Source organism: Advenella kashmirensis W13003, assembly GCF_000506985.1.
GTDB lineage: Bacteria > Pseudomonadota > Gammaproteobacteria > Burkholderiales > Burkholderiaceae_B > Advenella > Advenella kashmirensis_A.
Genome location: NZ_KI650980.1, coordinates 534,223 through 549,281 on the forward strand (window position 1 = coordinate 534,223; position 15,059 = coordinate 549,281).

Sequence of the window (15,059 nt, forward strand, 5' to 3'; positions counted from 1 at the left end):
GTCATAACAATCACGCGGTCGCGTCGGCAATCAGCCCACTGTGACGCAACAGCGCTTCCGGGGATGGGCCCCGGCCACGAAATGCTTCAAAGGATTCGGCCGCAGGGCGCGAGCCCCCAACGGCAAGAATATTATCCTTGAAGGATTGACCAATTTGCGGACTCAATGTTCCGTGTGTCTCATCTGCCTGTTCTTCAAACAGACTGTAGGCATCGGCCGACAGCACTTCGGCCCATTTGTAGCTGTAATAGCCTGCGCCATAGCCGCCGGCAAACAGATGCGAGAAATTATGCGCAAAGCGGTTCCAGGATGGCGGCATAATGACCGATACTTCCTGACGCACTTGCGTGAGAATCTCCATGACTGCTGTAATGGACAGCGGTTTCTCGCGGGTATGGATCAGCATATCGAATAAAGAGAATTCGATCTGGCGCACCATCTGCATGCCGCTTTGGAAATTTTTGGCGGACAGCAGGCGATCGAATAAGGCCTTGTCCATTTGTTTGCCGGTTTGCCAGTGAATCGCCATGCTGCGAAAGACGGGCCATTCCCAGGTGAAATTTTCCATGAATTGCGAAGGCAATTCGATGGCGTCCCATTCGACGCTGGCAAAAGGCGAGGCAGCCGGCTCATCGACTTTGGACAGCAGCGCGTGCAGCGCGTGGCCCGATTCGTGAAACAGCGTAATGACGTCATCGTGCGTGAGCAGGGCCGGTTTGTCGCCCTGCGGGCGTGAAAAATTGCAATTGAGATAGACAACCGGCATGATGTTCAGAGTGTCGGTCACGTGCCGGCTGCGCTCGCTGTCTACCCACGCACCGCTTTGCTTACCCTTGCGGGCGTACAGGTCGGTGTACAGGAAGCCGATGGAGCGGCCCTGTTCACGTACCTCGAAGACGCGCACATCGGCATGCCATACCGGTGCATCAAAAGGCACGAGTTCAATATCGAACAGGGTACGGATCACACCAAACAGCCCGTTCATGACATTGGCTTCGGTCAGGTACTGGCGCACTTCTTCGTCGGAATAAGCATAGCGGGCCTGTCGCAACTGTTCGGACACATAGGTGTAATCCCAGGGCTGCAGCTCGTTCATGCCCAGTTCTTTGGCAGCAAATTCGCGCAGGGCGGCGACGTCTGCCTGTGCGAAGGGCCGCGCTTTTGCAGCCAGATCACGCAGGAAGGTAATGACTTCGTCGGCCGATTGCGCCATGCGGGTTTGCAGCCGCATTTGCGCGAAATTACCATAATCCAGCAATTGGGCGTCTTCCAGGCGCAGGGCCAGCAGTTTTTCGATCACGGCGGAGTTGTCGTACTGTACGTCGCCCAATTCCGAGGCCAGGGTGGCATAACCACGGTAAAGCGCTTCGCGAAGCGTGGGGTTTTTGGCGTACTGCATGACAGGAAGATAGCAGGGCATCTTCAGCGTAAATCGCCAGCCGGGGTTCAGAGTATTACCAGCGGTCTGAGTATTATCGGTCCCCTGGGTATGCTCGTGGCCCGCCGGTTTTTCTGTTTCGGCGGCCGCGTCGCGAGCGGCTTGCGCCGCCGCATCAATCACGTCCTGGGGCAGACCCTCAAGCATGGCGGCGTCGTCAACCTGATAATGCCAGTTGTCCATGGCGTCGAGCGCGTTTTCGGAAAATTTCTGGGACGTGAGCGCAATCTCTTCGTTCAGTTGCGCATAGCGTTCCCGCTTTTGGCCTTCGAGTTCGACACCGCTTAAGCGGAAGTCGCGCAAGGCCAGTTCGATAATCCGCTTGCGGGTGGGGGTATAGTGTGCAAATGCCGCACTCTCGGAAACCGCCTGATAACGCTTGAACAGATCGTGGTTCAGGCCGATCCAGCTGGAGAACTCGGTGATGACCGGCAGCATCGCGTTGTACGCTTCGCGCAGCGTTGCGGTGTTGATGACGGAATTCAGGTGCCCGGCGACCGACCAGGCGCGCCACAAGCGGCTTGACAGCGTTTCCATGGGTTCGATGAAATTGTCCCAATCGGGCTCGCGCTCGGCACTGACCAGCGTTTCTATGCCCTGGCGTGTTTCTGCAAGAAGCTGACCGATGGCGGGTTCAATATGCTCCGGGCGGATGGATGCGTAATCGATCAGCTCGGTAATCGGGGCAAGTAAGGGGTTGCCGCAAGCGGTCTCGGTCATGGTCTGGACATCCTGAATGTGGGTCATAGTGAAGCGTGCTGTTTTTTGTGCTGCTCTTCGGCTGCATGAACGGTATTGAGCAGCAGCATGACAATCGTCATGGGGCCGACGCCGCCGGGAACCGGCGTAATGGCCGAGGCCACTTCCCGGGCTGTATCAAACTCCACATCCCCTCGCAGCTTGCCGTCTTCGCCCCGATTGATGCCCACGTCAATGACGACGGCGCCGGGTTTGATCATGTCACCTGTGATCATGCCGGGTTTGCCTGTCGCTACCACCAGTATATCTGCGCGCCGGGTCTGGGCGCCCAGGTCCCGGGTCTTGGAATTGCAGATGGTCACGGTGGCGCCTGCCTTTTGCAGCAGCAGTGCCATGGGTTTGCCGACAATATTGCTGGCGCCCACAACAACCGCTTCCGCACCGCGAATGGTCACCTGCTGATCTTCCAGCATTTTCATGACGCCAAAAGGAGTGCAGGGAATGAACGTCGGTTTACCGATCATGAGCGCGCCGGCATTGCTCACGTGAAAACCGTCAACGTCTTTGGCCGGAGAAATCGCTTCGATGACTGTGTCCGCATTGAAATGCGGTGGCAGCGGCAGTTGCACCAGGATGCCATTGACTGAGGCGTCGTTGTTCAGTGTCTGAATACGGGCAAGCAGTTCGGTTTCGGTCATCGTGGCCGGGTAGGTTTCCACCGAGGACACAAGACCCAGCTTATTGAAGGTATTGGCCTTGTGATTGACATATACCTGCGAGGCAGGGTCGTCGCCGACAAGAATGACAGTCAGTGAAGGAACGATTCCCTGTTCCTTCAGGCTGGCCAGACGGGGAACCAGTTCCAGCTTGAGTTTTTCGGCCAGCTGTTTGCCATCGATAATACGTGCTGTCATGTTGTTTCTGTTGTCCTACTTGACCAATGCGACTTTCATTAAATCGGCGACCGTGGTCACCTCGAGTTTTTCCATGATATTTGCACGATGTGCTTCGACCGTCTTGATACTGATGTTCAGGTCGTCGGCAATCTGTTTGTTCAGCCTGCCGGCAACAATGCGTTCCAGCACTTGCTGTTCACGGGCAGTCAGGCGGCCGATCAGTTCTTCATGATTTTTACGGGCCTGCTGTTCAGAGGCGTTGTTGATCGCCTGTTCAAGCATGCGCGCAATAATTTCGCGCAGATCGGCTTCATTAAATGGTTTTTCCAGGAAATCGACTGCGCCTTTTTTCATGGTGGATACGGCCATCGGCACGTCGCCATGACCGGTGATGAAGACCACCGGTATGGTGGCCTTGCGCGCCACCAGGGTTTCCTGCAACTCCAGGCCCGACATGCCAGGCATGCGCACGTCGGCGATCAGCACGCTGACGATGTTCGGGTTGTAGCTTTCGAGGAACTTCTCTGCGCTGTCAAATGCGACAACCTGATAGCCGTTGGCTTCCAGAAGCCAGCGTAACGAATCCCGTACCGCTTCGTCGTCGTCTACGATATATACAATGCTGCTTGAGTTGTTCATACGGTTAATTCCTCTGTAATGGGTAATTCATTGGGCTCTTGTGGAGCGCAGGGCAGCGTGAAATGAAAGAGAGTACCTCCTTCGGGATTTGCCTGTGCCCAAAGTCTGCCGTGATGCGACTCGATAATGGTCCGGCATATATTAAGCCCCATTCCCAGCCCCTCTGATTTGGTGCTGAAAAAGGGTTCAAACAAACGTTCGGGTTCCTTGATTCCGTGGCCGCGATCCGTGACGATGAATTCGACCAGCGGACTTTGCAGTTTGATTTCCACGGTAAGCAGATCGTATTCCGTATGATTCATGGCTTCCAGGCCATTTTTGACCAGATTGAGCAAAACCTGCTCAATCAGAATGGGGTCAGCCAGCACATGGGGAATATGATCGGGAATAATGGCGTCAATGCGGATCTGGCGTTTGCGCGCGTCGATTTCCGCAAAATCCAGCGCATGCTCGACGATCTCTTCGACCGGCACGCGCTGGCGGCGCGGCTCGCTGCGCTTGACGAATTCACGGATACGGCTGACGATCTTGCCGGCGCGTTCGGCCTGGTTGGCCGCTTTTTCAAGTGCCGAGAGTAACGACTCATTGGTGGCGCGACCTGACTTGACCATGGCGACGGCGGCCATATTGTAGTTGGCGATGGCCGTCAGCGGCTGGTTCAGTTCGTGCGCGAGTGAAGAGGCCATCTCCCCCATGGTGGTCAGGCGGCTGGTGAGCTGGATTTTTTCCTGCTGGTTGCGCGACTCTTCTTCGTGCTTGCGCCTTTCGGTAATATCGCGCGCCACCTGCAGGCGCACGCGCCGGCCATCTGTCCAGACCAGCATGCGGTGCTGAACCTCGAACCAGCTGTTGACGCTGGGCGCATACTGTTCGATTGAGTCTTCGGTAAAACGGCCGCGGCGTCCGGCCAGCAGTTCGGCATGCCCCTGTGGCTGCGAGCCGAACAGGCGCCGGTAGGTCCGGTTGGCAAACAGCAGTTCGCGTCCGTTGACGGTATCGGCCACGACAGAGATGGCGTCATCCAGGCCTTCGAGCACCGTCATGAAGCGCTCATGTGCGGCAGCCAGCGCTTCGCGCACGCGCTTGGGTTCGGTAATGTCGGTCATGGAGGTCATCCAGCCGATTTGTTCACCGTTGGGATCGCGCAGGGCCGACACATACATGCGGGATGTAAAACGTGAACCATCACGCCGTTGGGCTTCGACTTCCAGTCCGGTACTGGGGGTTTTGCCTGACATGAGAATATCCAGCGTGCGCTGGTGTTCGTCATAGCGGCCCGGCACCCAATAGGGAAAAGGGGTGCTTTTACCCAGCAGATCAGCTTCGTTCCAGCCCATCATGCGGCAGAATGCCGGGTTCACGTAAGCGATGCGTCCCTGCATGTCCAGCACGCGCATGCCGGTGGACATGGAGTTTTCCATGGCGCGACGAAAGCTGGTTTCAGCCTGCAGGGCAGCTTCGGCATGTGCGCGAAAACGCGTATAGCGCCACAGAGCGAGCAGACTGATAATAATAATGAGGGAGAGGGCGATGACAAAGAATAGCAGGCGCTGCTGCCGGGTTTCTTCGTCCATGGTGACAAACATGACGCTTTCGCTATGCAGCCGCTGGAGCCAGAAAAAACCGGCCATGACCAGCAGATACAGCACCAGAACAAAAACGGGGGTGATCCAGTACAGGCCGCGTTTCCTGAATTTTGCACTATCGTAAAAAGACGAGGTCAGCAAAGATTTGCTTGGTAATTCGGGCATGCTATTGGTCACAATTCATAACGCTGACATTTTAAAGGAGTTAGATGCAAAATCACAGCAAGAGCGTCAGTTTTGTCATTAAATGCATGTTGCGCTGCAATGCAAATTTCATATTATAAAATTCAATATCATTATATAAAATATTCCTTGTCACAGGCGCGAGGCTCTTTTAGAATGGACAGCAGTCCCGTGTACACCGGACCCAAAAGGGGTGTGCGCGACACCGAAAATGGTATGGTTACATAAACACGAAGCGTGCGGTGGCCAACATAGAAAATTGATATGGAGAACTCAATGTCTACGTCAGATAAAGCTCAGACAGGCAAATCCACAGATGTGGATACCGTAGAAACCCAGGAATGGCTCGACTCTCTGGAAGCCGTGCTGGACAGGGAAGGCCCCGAACGCGCACACTTTCTGCTGGAGCAGCTCACCGATCTGGCGCGCAGGTCCGGCTCGAATATCCCTTATTCTCCCCATACCGCGTATGTCAACACCATCCCTCCGGGGCTGGAGCCGCGTCATCCCGGCAATATCGCCATGGAAGAGCGTATCCGTTCCTATATCCGCTGGAACGCGATGGCCATGGTTGTCAAGGCCAATAAGCACAACCCTGAAGATGGCGGCGATCTGGGTGGTCATATCGCCTCATTCGCTTCGCTGGCAACCATGTTCGGTTGCGGACAGAACCATTTCTGGCATGCTGAAAGCGAAAACCATGGCGGCGACCTGGTGTATTTCCAGGGGCATTCATCTCCCGGCGTATATGGCCGCGCCTATATTGAAGGCCGCCTGAGCGAAGATCAACTGGACAACTTCCGCCAGGAAGTCGGCGGCAGAGGTCTGCCGTCCTATCCGCACCCCAAGCTGATGCCGGAATTCTGGCAGTTTCCGACCGTCTCCATGGGCCTGGGCCCGTTGATGGCCATTTATCAGGCCCGCTTCCTTAAATATCTGCATGCGCGCGGTATCGCGGATACCAGCAACCGTAAAGTGTGGGTCTTTTGCGGCGATGGCGAAATGGACGAACCCGAATCCCTGGGTGCGATCAGCCTGGCGGCACGCGAGAAGCTGGACAACCTGATCTTTGTGATCAACTGCAACCTGCAGCGCCTGGACGGTCCGGTGCGAGGCAACGGCAAAATCATTCAGGAGCTGGAAGGCGAGTTCCGCGGCAGCGGCTGGAACGTCATCAAGCTTATTTGGGGCGGCTATTGGGATCCGCTGCTGGCACGCGACAAGGACGGTATCCTGCGCAAGGTAATGCAGGAAACTGTCGACGGTGAATACCAGGCCTGCAAGGCAAACGATGGCGCTTACGTGCGCGAGCACTTCTTCGGCAAGGATCCTCGCTTGCTGGAGATGGTCAGCCGCATGAGCGACGAGGAAATCTGGCGTCTGAATCGTGGGGGCCATGACCCTTACAAAGTGTACGCGGCCTTTGATGCGGCGCAGAATACCGTGGGTCAGCCTACGGTTATTCTGGCCAAAACCATCAAGGGTTATGGGCTTGGCTCGGTCGCGCAGGGTCAGAATCCGGCGCACCAGCAGAAAAAACTGGATATCAATTCCCTGCGCGATTTCCGCAATCGCTTCAACATCCCGGTCACTGATGAGCAGCTCGAAGACCTGCCGTATTACAAGCCGGCTGAAGATTCGCCGGAAATGAAATATCTGCGCGAACATCGCGAAAAACTCGGTGGCTATTACCCGCGTCGTCGCCCACAGGCCGACGAAAAACTGAAGGTCCCTGCGCTGGACGTATTCAAGGCGGTGCTGGAGCCAACCAGCGAGGGTCGGGAGATTTCCACCACTCAGGCCTTTGTACGTTTCCTCAATCAACTGTTGCGTGACAAACAACTGGGCGAGCGGGTGGTACCGATTCTGGCCGACGAATCACGCACCTTCGGAATGGAAGGCCTGTTCAGGCAAATCGGCATTTATGCGCCTGAAGGCCAGAAGTACACACCGGTAGACAAGAACCAGGTGATGTACTACAAGGAATCGGCTAACGGCCAGTTGCTGCAGGAAGGCATCAACGAGGCGGGTGCCTTTGCTTCATGGATTGCGGCGGCGACATCGTATTCGACCAACAACCGGATCATGATTCCGTTCTTCATCTATTACTCGATGTTCGGATTCCAGCGTGTCGGCGATCTGGCCTGGGCCGCAGGCGATATGCAAAGCCGCGGCTTCCTGCTGGGCGGCACGGCGGGTCGTACCACGCTCAATGGCGAAGGTTTGCAACACGAAGACGGCCACAGCCATATTCTGTCATCGACCATTCCCAACTGCGTCAGCTACGATCCGACCTTTGCGCACGAAGTCGCTGTGATCATGCAGCATGGCTTAAAGCGGATGGTGGAAGATCAGGAAAATGTGTATTACTACATTACACTGATGAATGAGAACTACGCGCAACCCGGCCTGAAAGAGGGTGACGCCGAAGGCATCATCAAGGGAATGTATAAACTGCAATCGACCACGGGCGGCAAGCAGCATGTCCAGTTGATGGGTTCGGGTACGATTTTGCGCGAAGTCATCAAGGCCCAGGAACTGCTCAAGCAGGATTGGGATATTTCTTCCGATGTCTGGAGCGTGACCAGCTTTACCGAACTGCGTCGCGAAGGGCTGGATGTGGATCGTCACAACCTGCTCAATCCAGACGGCAAACCGCAAGTGCCGTATATCACGCAGCAACTGAGCGCGACCGATGGTCCGATCGTTGCCTCGACCGATTACATGAAACTGTTTGCCGACCAGGTGCGTGACTTTATGCCTAAAGGGCGCACTTACCGGGTGTTGGGTACGGACGGCTTTGGTCGTTCCGACTTCCGTTACAAGTTGCGTGAGCATTTCGAGGTGGATCGCCATTTCGTTGTGCTGGCAGCGCTCAAGGCGCTGGCCGACGACCGCACCATCGACAAATCGAAAGTGAGCGAAGCCATTCAGAAATATGGCATTGATATCAACAAAGCCAATCCTCACCACGCATAAGGCAGATCATTATGAGCAATGTAATCGAAATCAAGGTTCCGGACATTGGCGACTTCAGTGAAGTTGAAGTCATTGAGCTGCTGGTTGCGCCGGGCGATACCATCAAGGAAGAACAAAGCCTGATCACGGTCGAGTCTGACAAGGCTTCCATGGAAATTCCATCGTCCGCTGCCGGCGTGGTCAAGGATATCAACGTCAAGGTCGGCGACAAAGTGGCCGAAGGCAAGGTCATTCTGACCCTGGAGGCGGCAGGCGATGCCGGCTCAGATAAGGGCGCGGATCAGCAGGCTGCAGCCAGCCAGGAGAAAGAGGCCGAAACCCAGGACGCTGCTGCGCAACGCTCGGATGACAAGGCAAAGGCGGCTGACGATTCTCATGACGCTGACGCTCAAGAAGATGCGCAGAGTGCTCAGGCCAGTCAGAGCGGCACTGTTGAAGTGACCGTTCCCGATATCGGCGATTTCAGCGAAGTCGAAGTCATCGAAGTGCTGGTAGCGGCGGGCGACAAGGTTTCGCAGGAGCAAAGCCTGATTACGGTCGAATCCGACAAGGCATCCATGGAGATTCCGTCTTCCGATGAAGGCGAAGTCGAGGCGGTGCTGGTTAAGGTCGGCGATAAAGTCGCCAAAGGCACCGCAATAGTCACCCTCAAAGCCAGTGGAGCGGCGGGCAAACCGGCGCCGGCACCGGCTGGCGACAAAGCACAAAGTCAACCGGCAGACAGCAAGGCTGACAAGGCAGAGGGCGAACCCGCCGCTGCCGCCAAAGCGCCAGCAGCCTCGGCTCAGAGCAGCACAAGCCACCCGCGCGTGTCGCCAACGGCTGCCTTCGGGTCTGCCGTTTCCTCGCGCAGCCTGCCGCATGCATCGCCTTCCGTTCGCAAATTTGCCCGTGAGCTGGGCGTTGACCTGACCCAAATTACCGGGTCTGGAGAAAAGCAGCGCATCACGCAGGATGACGTTCGCAAATTCGTCAAGGCAGCGCTGTCTGTGGCTACCAGTTCATCATCGACTACGACAAGCACGCAGGTCGGTGGCGGCGGGCTGAGTGTGCTTGACTGGCCCAATATCGACTTCACCAAGTTTGGTCCGATAGAAAGCAAACCCTTGTCGCGCATCAAGAAAATCTCCGGCGCCAATTTGCATCGCAATTGGGTCATGATTCCGCATGTCACCAACAATGAACAGGCCGACATTACCGAGCTGGAAGCATTCCGTGTGTCCATGAACAAGGAATATGAGAAGGCCGGGGTCAAGTTCACCATGCTGGCGTTTCTGATCAAGGCGGTGGTCTCGTGCCTGCAGAAATTCCCCGAGTTCAATGCGTCGCTCAGTGGCGATAATCTGGTCCTCAAGCAGTACTTCCACATTGGTTTTGCGGCGGATACGCCCAATGGCCTGGTGGTGCCGGTGGTTCGAGATGCGGACAAGAAAACCGTCAGCCAAATTGCCAAGGAAATGACCGAACTGGCAAAACTGGCGCGCGACGGCAAGCTGTCACCGGCGCAGATGCAGGGCGGATGCTTCTCAATCAGCTCACTGGGCGGTATCGGTGGCACCAGTTTCACGCCGATTATCAATGCGCCTGAAGTGGCGATCCTTGGCGTATCCAAATCATCCATGCAACCGGTCTGGAATGGCAAGGAGTTTGCACCCCGGCTTATGCTGCCGCTGTCGCTTTCCTACGATCATCGCGTGATTGACGGCGCAGCCGCAGCCCGCTTCAATGCCTATCTGGCGGCGATTCTGGCGGACTTCCGTCGTGTCCTGATCTGACCGGAGAAACAGATGAGTCAAATTGAAATCAAGGTACCCGATATCGGCGACTTCGATACGGTGGAAGTGATTGAAGTGCTGGTTGCCGAAGGCGATACGATCAAGGAAGAGCAGAGCCTGATCACCGTGGAGTCGGATAAGGCGTCCATGGAAATCCCGTCGTCTGCCGCAGGCAAGGTCGTGTCGCTGGCGGTCAAGGTGGGTGACAAGGTGTCCGAAGGGACAGTCATCCTGACGCTGGAAGGCGCTGCAGCCGGCGCTGATGCGACTGCTAAAGATGCAGCCGCTAAGGATGCGGCCGGGAAGGGCGCGGCACCAGCTTCGGACACATCAGATGCGGCCGTCGGCATCTCCGACAAAAAGGCGGATCGTACCGCCCAATCGAGCGATACGAAAGCCGAAAAAACCGAGGAACAGAAGCAGCCTGCGGCTCAACGCAGCAGCAGCGGCCAATCCGGCGAGGCCGAACAGGGTAAATATTCGCCACCAGCCAACGCGCCGGCAGACGGCTGCGATGTTCTCGTGCTGGGCGCGGGGCCGGGCGGTTATTCGGCCGCTTTTCGCGCCGCAGACCTGGGGCTCAGTGTCGTGCTGGTCGAACGCTACGCCACGCTGGGAGGGGTCTGCTTAAATGTCGGGTGTATCCCGTCCAAGGCTCTGCTGCATAACGTGGCCGTGCTCGAAGAGGCCAAACACCTGGCGCAGAACGGCATTACTTTTGCCGAGCCGACTATTGATCTGGATAAACTGCGCGAGGCCAAGGACAAAGTTGTGTCGACGCTGACCGGTGGTCTTACCGGCATGGCAAAGGCCCGCAAGGTCAAGGTCGTTCAGGGTCTGGGCACATTTGCCGATGAACATCATCTCTCCGTTAAAAAGGATGATGGTTCGACCGAGACAGTCGCGTTCAAGCATGCCATCATTGCGGCTGGCAGTCAGTCTGTCAAATTGCCTTTCCTGCCACAGGACGAACGGATCGTCGATTCGACCGGCGCGCTGCAGCTCAAAAGCATTCCGAAAAAAATGCTGATTATCGGCGGCGGCATTATCGGCCTGGAAATGGGCACCGTTTATTCTGCGCTGGGCGCACGCCTGGATGTCGTCGAAATGCTCGATGGTCTGATGCAAGGCGCAGACCGGGATCTGGTTAAAGTCTGGCAGAAGAAAAACGAAGGACGTTTTGATCAGATCATGATCAAAACAAAGACCGTTTCAGCCGAAGCCAAGCCGGACGGTATCTGGGTCAAATTCGAGGGCGATGCCGCGCCGGCAGAGCCACAGCGTTACGATCTGGTTCTGCAGGCGGTGGGGCGCTCGCCCAATGGTGCGAAAATCGGCGCTGACCGCGCCGGCGTCAACGTAACCGAGCGCGGCTTTATCGAGGTAGACGAACAGATGCGCACCAATGTACCGCATATTTTTGCGATCGGCGACATTGTGGGGCAGCCCATGCTGGCGCACAAAGCTGTGCATGAAGCGCACGTCGCTGCAGAGGTCATTGCCGGACAGAAAAGCTATTTCGATGTCCGCGTGATTCCTTCCGTGGCCTACACCGATCCTGAAGTTGCGTGGGCTGGGCTGACTGAAGAGGAAGCCAAAAAGCAGGGCATTAAATATGAGAAGGGGGTCTTTCCCTGGGCAGCCTCGGGACGCGCCATTGCCAATGGCCGATCCGAAGGGTTTACCAAACTGCTGTTTGATGCTGAAACCCACCGCATTATCGGCGGCAGCATTGTCGGCACCCATGCCGGCGATCTGATCTCAGAGGTGGCACTGGCCGTGGAAATGGGCGCGGATACGGTCGATATCGGCAAAACCATTCACCCGCATCCGACTCTGGGTGAATCGGTGGGCATGGCAGCCGAAGTGGCTCACGGTACATGTACCGATCTGCCGCCGGTTAAACGCAAGTAGTGCAAATATTGCGGTAACGGTTACGCACCGTCGCTTCAAGACACTCTTATTTAAGGCATACGCCGAAAATAAGAGTGTTTTTCATTTTGATGACTTAAAATTCGTCTTTCGGGTATTTTATTCCTATCATGTCTGTTGCCCCTACAAGTACGCATTCTCTGGCTGACTGGCTGGCCTATCTTGAATCCCTGCATCCTGTTGCGATTGAACTTGGTCTGGACCGGGTCAAAGCAGTCGCGCAGCGTTTGCAAGCAGACCAGGGAGGCGGTGTCAAGATCATAGTGGGCGGCACCAATGGCAAGGGGTCAACCTGTGCCATGCTCGAATCCATCTATCTTGCTGCCGGTTATAAAACCGGCATGTATACCTCGCCGCACTTGATCGACTTTAACGAACGCATACGCATTCGTGGCGAACTGGCAAGCGATGAACAAATTGTCGAGCAATTGGCGCGTATTGAAACGGCACGCGGCGACATTTCACTGACGTACTTCGAATACACCACCTTGGCCGCGCTATTGTTGTTCAAAGCGCATGAGATTGACGTGGCCATTCTGGAAGTCGGACTGGGTGGACGGCTGGATGCCGTCAATATTATCGATGCCGACTGTTCGATCATTACCAGCGTCGATATCGATCATATTCAGTGGCTGGGCAATACACGGGAAAAAATCGGCTGGGAAAAAGCCCATATCTTCCGCCAGGGCCGTCCGGCCATTTGCAGTGACCCGGAACCGCCGCAAACGGTAATCGATTACGCCCGTGAAATTGGCGCCGACCTCTGGCTGTTCGGCCGGGACTTCAATTATTCTGCAGACAAACAGCAGTGGGCCTATGCCGGCCGCGGTCAGCGGCGCAATGCGCTGGCCTATCCGGCCTTGCGCGGCGCCAACCAGTTGCTTAACGCCTCGGCTGCACTGGCTGCCATTGAAGCGCTGCGGGACAGGCTGGCGGTGCCGCAGCAATCGGTGCGCCAGGGCCTGTTGCAGGCGGTGTTGCCAGGGCGTTTCCAGATTATCCCCGGACAGCCGACGGTGGTGCTGGACGTCGCGCACAATCCTCATGCGGCGGCGGTGCTGGCGCACAACCTCAATAGCATGTCGTATTTTCCCTATACCCATGCCGTGGTTGGCATGGTCAACGATAAAGATTGTGACGAGGTGATCGAAAAGTTCGGCCGCAAGATTGACCACTGGTATTGCGCCACCCTGCAGGGGGAGCGTGGCCGCAGCGGCGAGGATATTGCGCAGCGGATACGGCAATTGCTGCCGGCCGACGCAGAAGGGTTACCAAGCGTAACGGTTTACGATTCTCCCGCCGCCGCCTATGATTCTGCGCGTTCAAAGGCCTCCGACAATGATAGAATAGTCGTGTTTGGCTCCTTTTTAACAGTGGCCGAAGTCTTACAGCATTTGGGGCGTCCAGCCATCTGAAGCTTATCTTCATAAACAGTCAGGAATACGTTATGGGTTTGTTCAATTCACAAGACAATAATCGGCCAGGGCAACGTCGCACACAGTCTGGAGAGCAGGCCAACGACCTGCGGGCCAAGGCGCGAAACCGCTTGATCGGGGCGATTATTCTTGTTCTGGCGGCCATCATTATTGTACCGATGGTGCTCGACACCGGTAGCAAGGACACCACGCCGGCCCCTGCTCAAACGCCACCGCTGGTATCCGGTGGCGGCAGCGATAGCAACTCGCTTTCGGTCACCACCACGCCGGGCGTCGAGTCCAGCGGCCCCACTTCCACCTCGCAATCGGCCACCACCGATGGCAGCGCACCCCAGACGCCACCGGTAAACGGTTCAGTCGCCTCGGGAACCGCCGAACAGCCAACGCAACCGGGTACAACAGACCCGGCCCTCTCCGGCATGCTGCAGGCGGCTGATCCCAATCGTTCCATCGCTTCGGGCACGGCGAACCAGCCCGAGACGCCGGAAGCCCAGGCTGAACAGGAAAAACGCGATGCTGCCGCACAAGCCAAAGCTGACGCCGATGCCAAAAAGGCCGCTGAGCGCAAAAAGGCCGCCGCCAACAAACCGGCTGAACAGCCCAAAAAGCAGGGCGGCATCAGGGATAGCAATCGCACCGATGACGGTTCGCGCGCCCTGGCAATCCTGGAAGGCCGCGAGCCCGAGGCAGTCGAAAAAAGCAAACCCAAGGTTACTTCCGGCGATTACTCGCTGCAGATCGCTTCCTATGGGTCAGCCGATGACGCGCAAAGTCGCCGCAGCAAGCTGGCCGGCGAAGGCGTCTCCAATGTCTATGTCCAGAACTCTGTGGTCAATGGCAAACAGATCTACCGCTTGCGTGTCGGTCCGTTCAAGTCGCGTGAAGCTGCCCAGGCTGCCCAGACGCGCCTGCGTTCGCTGGGCTATGACAATGGTTTTATTTCGTCAAACTGATTTTGTCCATGCACAAACGTGACTGAGTTTGATTACACCTGCCTCGGGATTATCGCAATCTCGGGGTTGCTGGGATTAATGAGAGGGTTTCTCAAGGAAGCCTTCTCATTAATCGCTTATGCCGCTGCATTTATCGGCGCCATCTGGTGGGGCCCGGTGGTGTACCCCTGGGTCATGCAGTACATCAACAATGCACTGATCAGTATGGGTATCGGCTATGCGGTGGTATTTATTGCCATTTTGCTGGTGGTGGGCCTGGTCAATGTCACGCTGGCGACCATGATCGAGGCTACCGGCCTGGGGCCAGCCGATCAGGGGCTGGGCATTTTATTCGGCATTGCGCGCGGTGTCATGATTGTGCTGATCCTGGTGGTCCTGGCCGGTTATACGCCATTCCCCAAAGAACCCTGGTGGGTCAACGCAAGATTTTCACCCATGGCTGTCATGGCCGTGCATGAAATCAAGATGCGCTTGCCGGACAGTATCGGCTCGTACCTGCCTTATTAATTTGATTTTCCTGTTATTTTTTTTCGTTTTTACTCT

The 15,059-nt window shown here is 56.3% G+C and carries 10 protein-coding genes; 6 read left to right on the forward strand and 4 right to left on the reverse strand.

Annotated elements, in window-relative coordinates:
• Nucleotides 1–10: 10 nt before the first annotated feature.
• Genes W822_RS37285 through W822_RS37300 form a run of 4 tightly spaced genes read right to left on the reverse strand, consistent with a single transcriptional unit; the run spans nucleotide 11 to nucleotide 5,423 of the window.
• Nucleotides 11–2,185, reverse strand: coding sequence for a M3 family metallopeptidase (locus tag W822_RS37285; protein WP_437177151.1), 2,175 nt, complete (start codon nucleotides 2,183–2,185; stop codon nucleotides 11–13).
• Nucleotides 2,182–3,051 (reverse strand): bifunctional methylenetetrahydrofolate dehydrogenase/methenyltetrahydrofolate cyclohydrolase FolD, encoded by an 870-nt coding sequence (gene folD, locus W822_RS37290; protein WP_024005791.1) that lies wholly within the window; start codon nucleotides 3,049–3,051, stop codon nucleotides 2,182–2,184. Before folD ends, W822_RS37285 begins: the two co-directional genes overlap by 4 nt.
• 15 nt (nucleotides 3,052–3,066) lie before the next feature.
• A complete protein-coding gene (locus W822_RS37295; protein ID WP_024005792.1) occupies nucleotides 3,067–3,672 on the reverse strand; it encodes a response regulator transcription factor in 606 nt (201 codons plus the stop codon).
• Nucleotides 3,669–5,423: a PAS domain-containing sensor histidine kinase gene (locus W822_RS37300; RefSeq protein WP_024005793.1), complete on the reverse strand. Its 1,755-nt coding sequence runs from the start codon at nucleotides 5,421–5,423 to the stop codon at nucleotides 3,669–3,671. The genes W822_RS37295 and W822_RS37300 overlap by 4 nt, the downstream gene beginning before the upstream one ends.
• A 294-nt stretch (nucleotides 5,424–5,717) precedes the next feature.
• Between W822_RS37300 and aceE the strand changes: the two genes are divergently transcribed.
• The 6 genes from aceE (at nucleotide 5,718) to W822_RS37330 (ending at nucleotide 15,023) form a co-directional block, all read left to right on the forward strand.
• Entirely contained in the window at nucleotides 5,718–8,420 is a 2,703-nt protein-coding gene (aceE, locus tag W822_RS37305; RefSeq protein ID WP_024005794.1) for a pyruvate dehydrogenase (acetyl-transferring), homodimeric type, read from the forward strand.
• Nucleotides 8,421–8,431: 11 nt separating this feature from the next.
• Complete coding sequence (aceF, locus tag W822_RS37310) at nucleotides 8,432–10,195, forward strand: dihydrolipoyllysine-residue acetyltransferase (protein ID WP_024005795.1); 1,764 nt, start codon at nucleotides 8,432–8,434, stop codon at nucleotides 10,193–10,195.
• Nucleotides 10,196–10,207: 12 nt separating this feature from the next.
• Nucleotides 10,208–12,109, forward strand: coding sequence for a dihydrolipoyl dehydrogenase (gene lpdA / locus W822_RS37315; RefSeq protein ID WP_024005796.1), 1,902 nt, complete (start codon nucleotides 10,208–10,210; stop codon nucleotides 12,107–12,109).
• A gap of 128 nt (nucleotides 12,110–12,237) precedes the next feature.
• Nucleotides 12,238–13,542 (forward strand): bifunctional tetrahydrofolate synthase/dihydrofolate synthase, encoded by a 1,305-nt coding sequence (gene folC / locus W822_RS37320; RefSeq protein WP_024005797.1) that lies wholly within the window; start codon nucleotides 12,238–12,240, stop codon nucleotides 13,540–13,542.
• 32 nt (nucleotides 13,543–13,574) lie between these two features.
• Entirely contained in the window at nucleotides 13,575–14,516 is a 942-nt protein-coding gene (locus W822_RS37325; RefSeq protein ID WP_024005798.1) for an SPOR domain-containing protein, read from the forward strand.
• Between the two features lie 18 nt (nucleotides 14,517–14,534).
• Nucleotides 14,535–15,023: a CvpA family protein gene (locus tag W822_RS37330; protein WP_024005799.1), complete on the forward strand. Its 489-nt coding sequence runs from the start codon at nucleotides 14,535–14,537 to the stop codon at nucleotides 15,021–15,023.
• Nucleotides 15,024–15,059: the final 36 nt, after the last annotated feature.

Bases quoted from the DNA above. Each gene is read 5' to 3' on its own strand.
- folC (WP_024005797.1), top strand. From the start codon at position 12,238: ATGTCTGTTGCCCCTACAAGTACGCATTCTCTGGCTGACTGGCTGGCC.
- W822_RS37325 (WP_024005798.1), top strand. From the start codon at position 13,575: ATGGGTTTGTTCAATTCACAAGACAATAATCGGCCAGGGCAACGTCGC.
- folD (WP_024005791.1), bottom strand. From the start codon at position 3,051: ATGACAGCACGTATTATCGATGGCAAACAGCTGGCCGAAAAACTCAAG.
- aceF (WP_024005795.1), top strand. From the start codon at position 8,432: ATGAGCAATGTAATCGAAATCAAGGTTCCGGACATTGGCGACTTCAGT.
- W822_RS37295 (WP_024005792.1), bottom strand. From the start codon at position 3,672: ATGAACAACTCAAGCAGCATTGTATATATCGTAGACGACGACGAAGCG.
- lpdA (WP_024005796.1), top strand. From the start codon at position 10,208: ATGAGTCAAATTGAAATCAAGGTACCCGATATCGGCGACTTCGATACG.
- aceE (WP_024005794.1), top strand. From the start codon at position 5,718: ATGTCTACGTCAGATAAAGCTCAGACAGGCAAATCCACAGATGTGGAT.
- W822_RS37285 (WP_437177151.1), bottom strand. From the start codon at position 2,185: ATGACCCACATTCAGGATGTCCAGACCATGACCGAGACCGCTTGCGGC.
- W822_RS37300 (WP_024005793.1), bottom strand. From the start codon at position 5,423: ATGCCCGAATTACCAAGCAAATCTTTGCTGACCTCGTCTTTTTACGAT.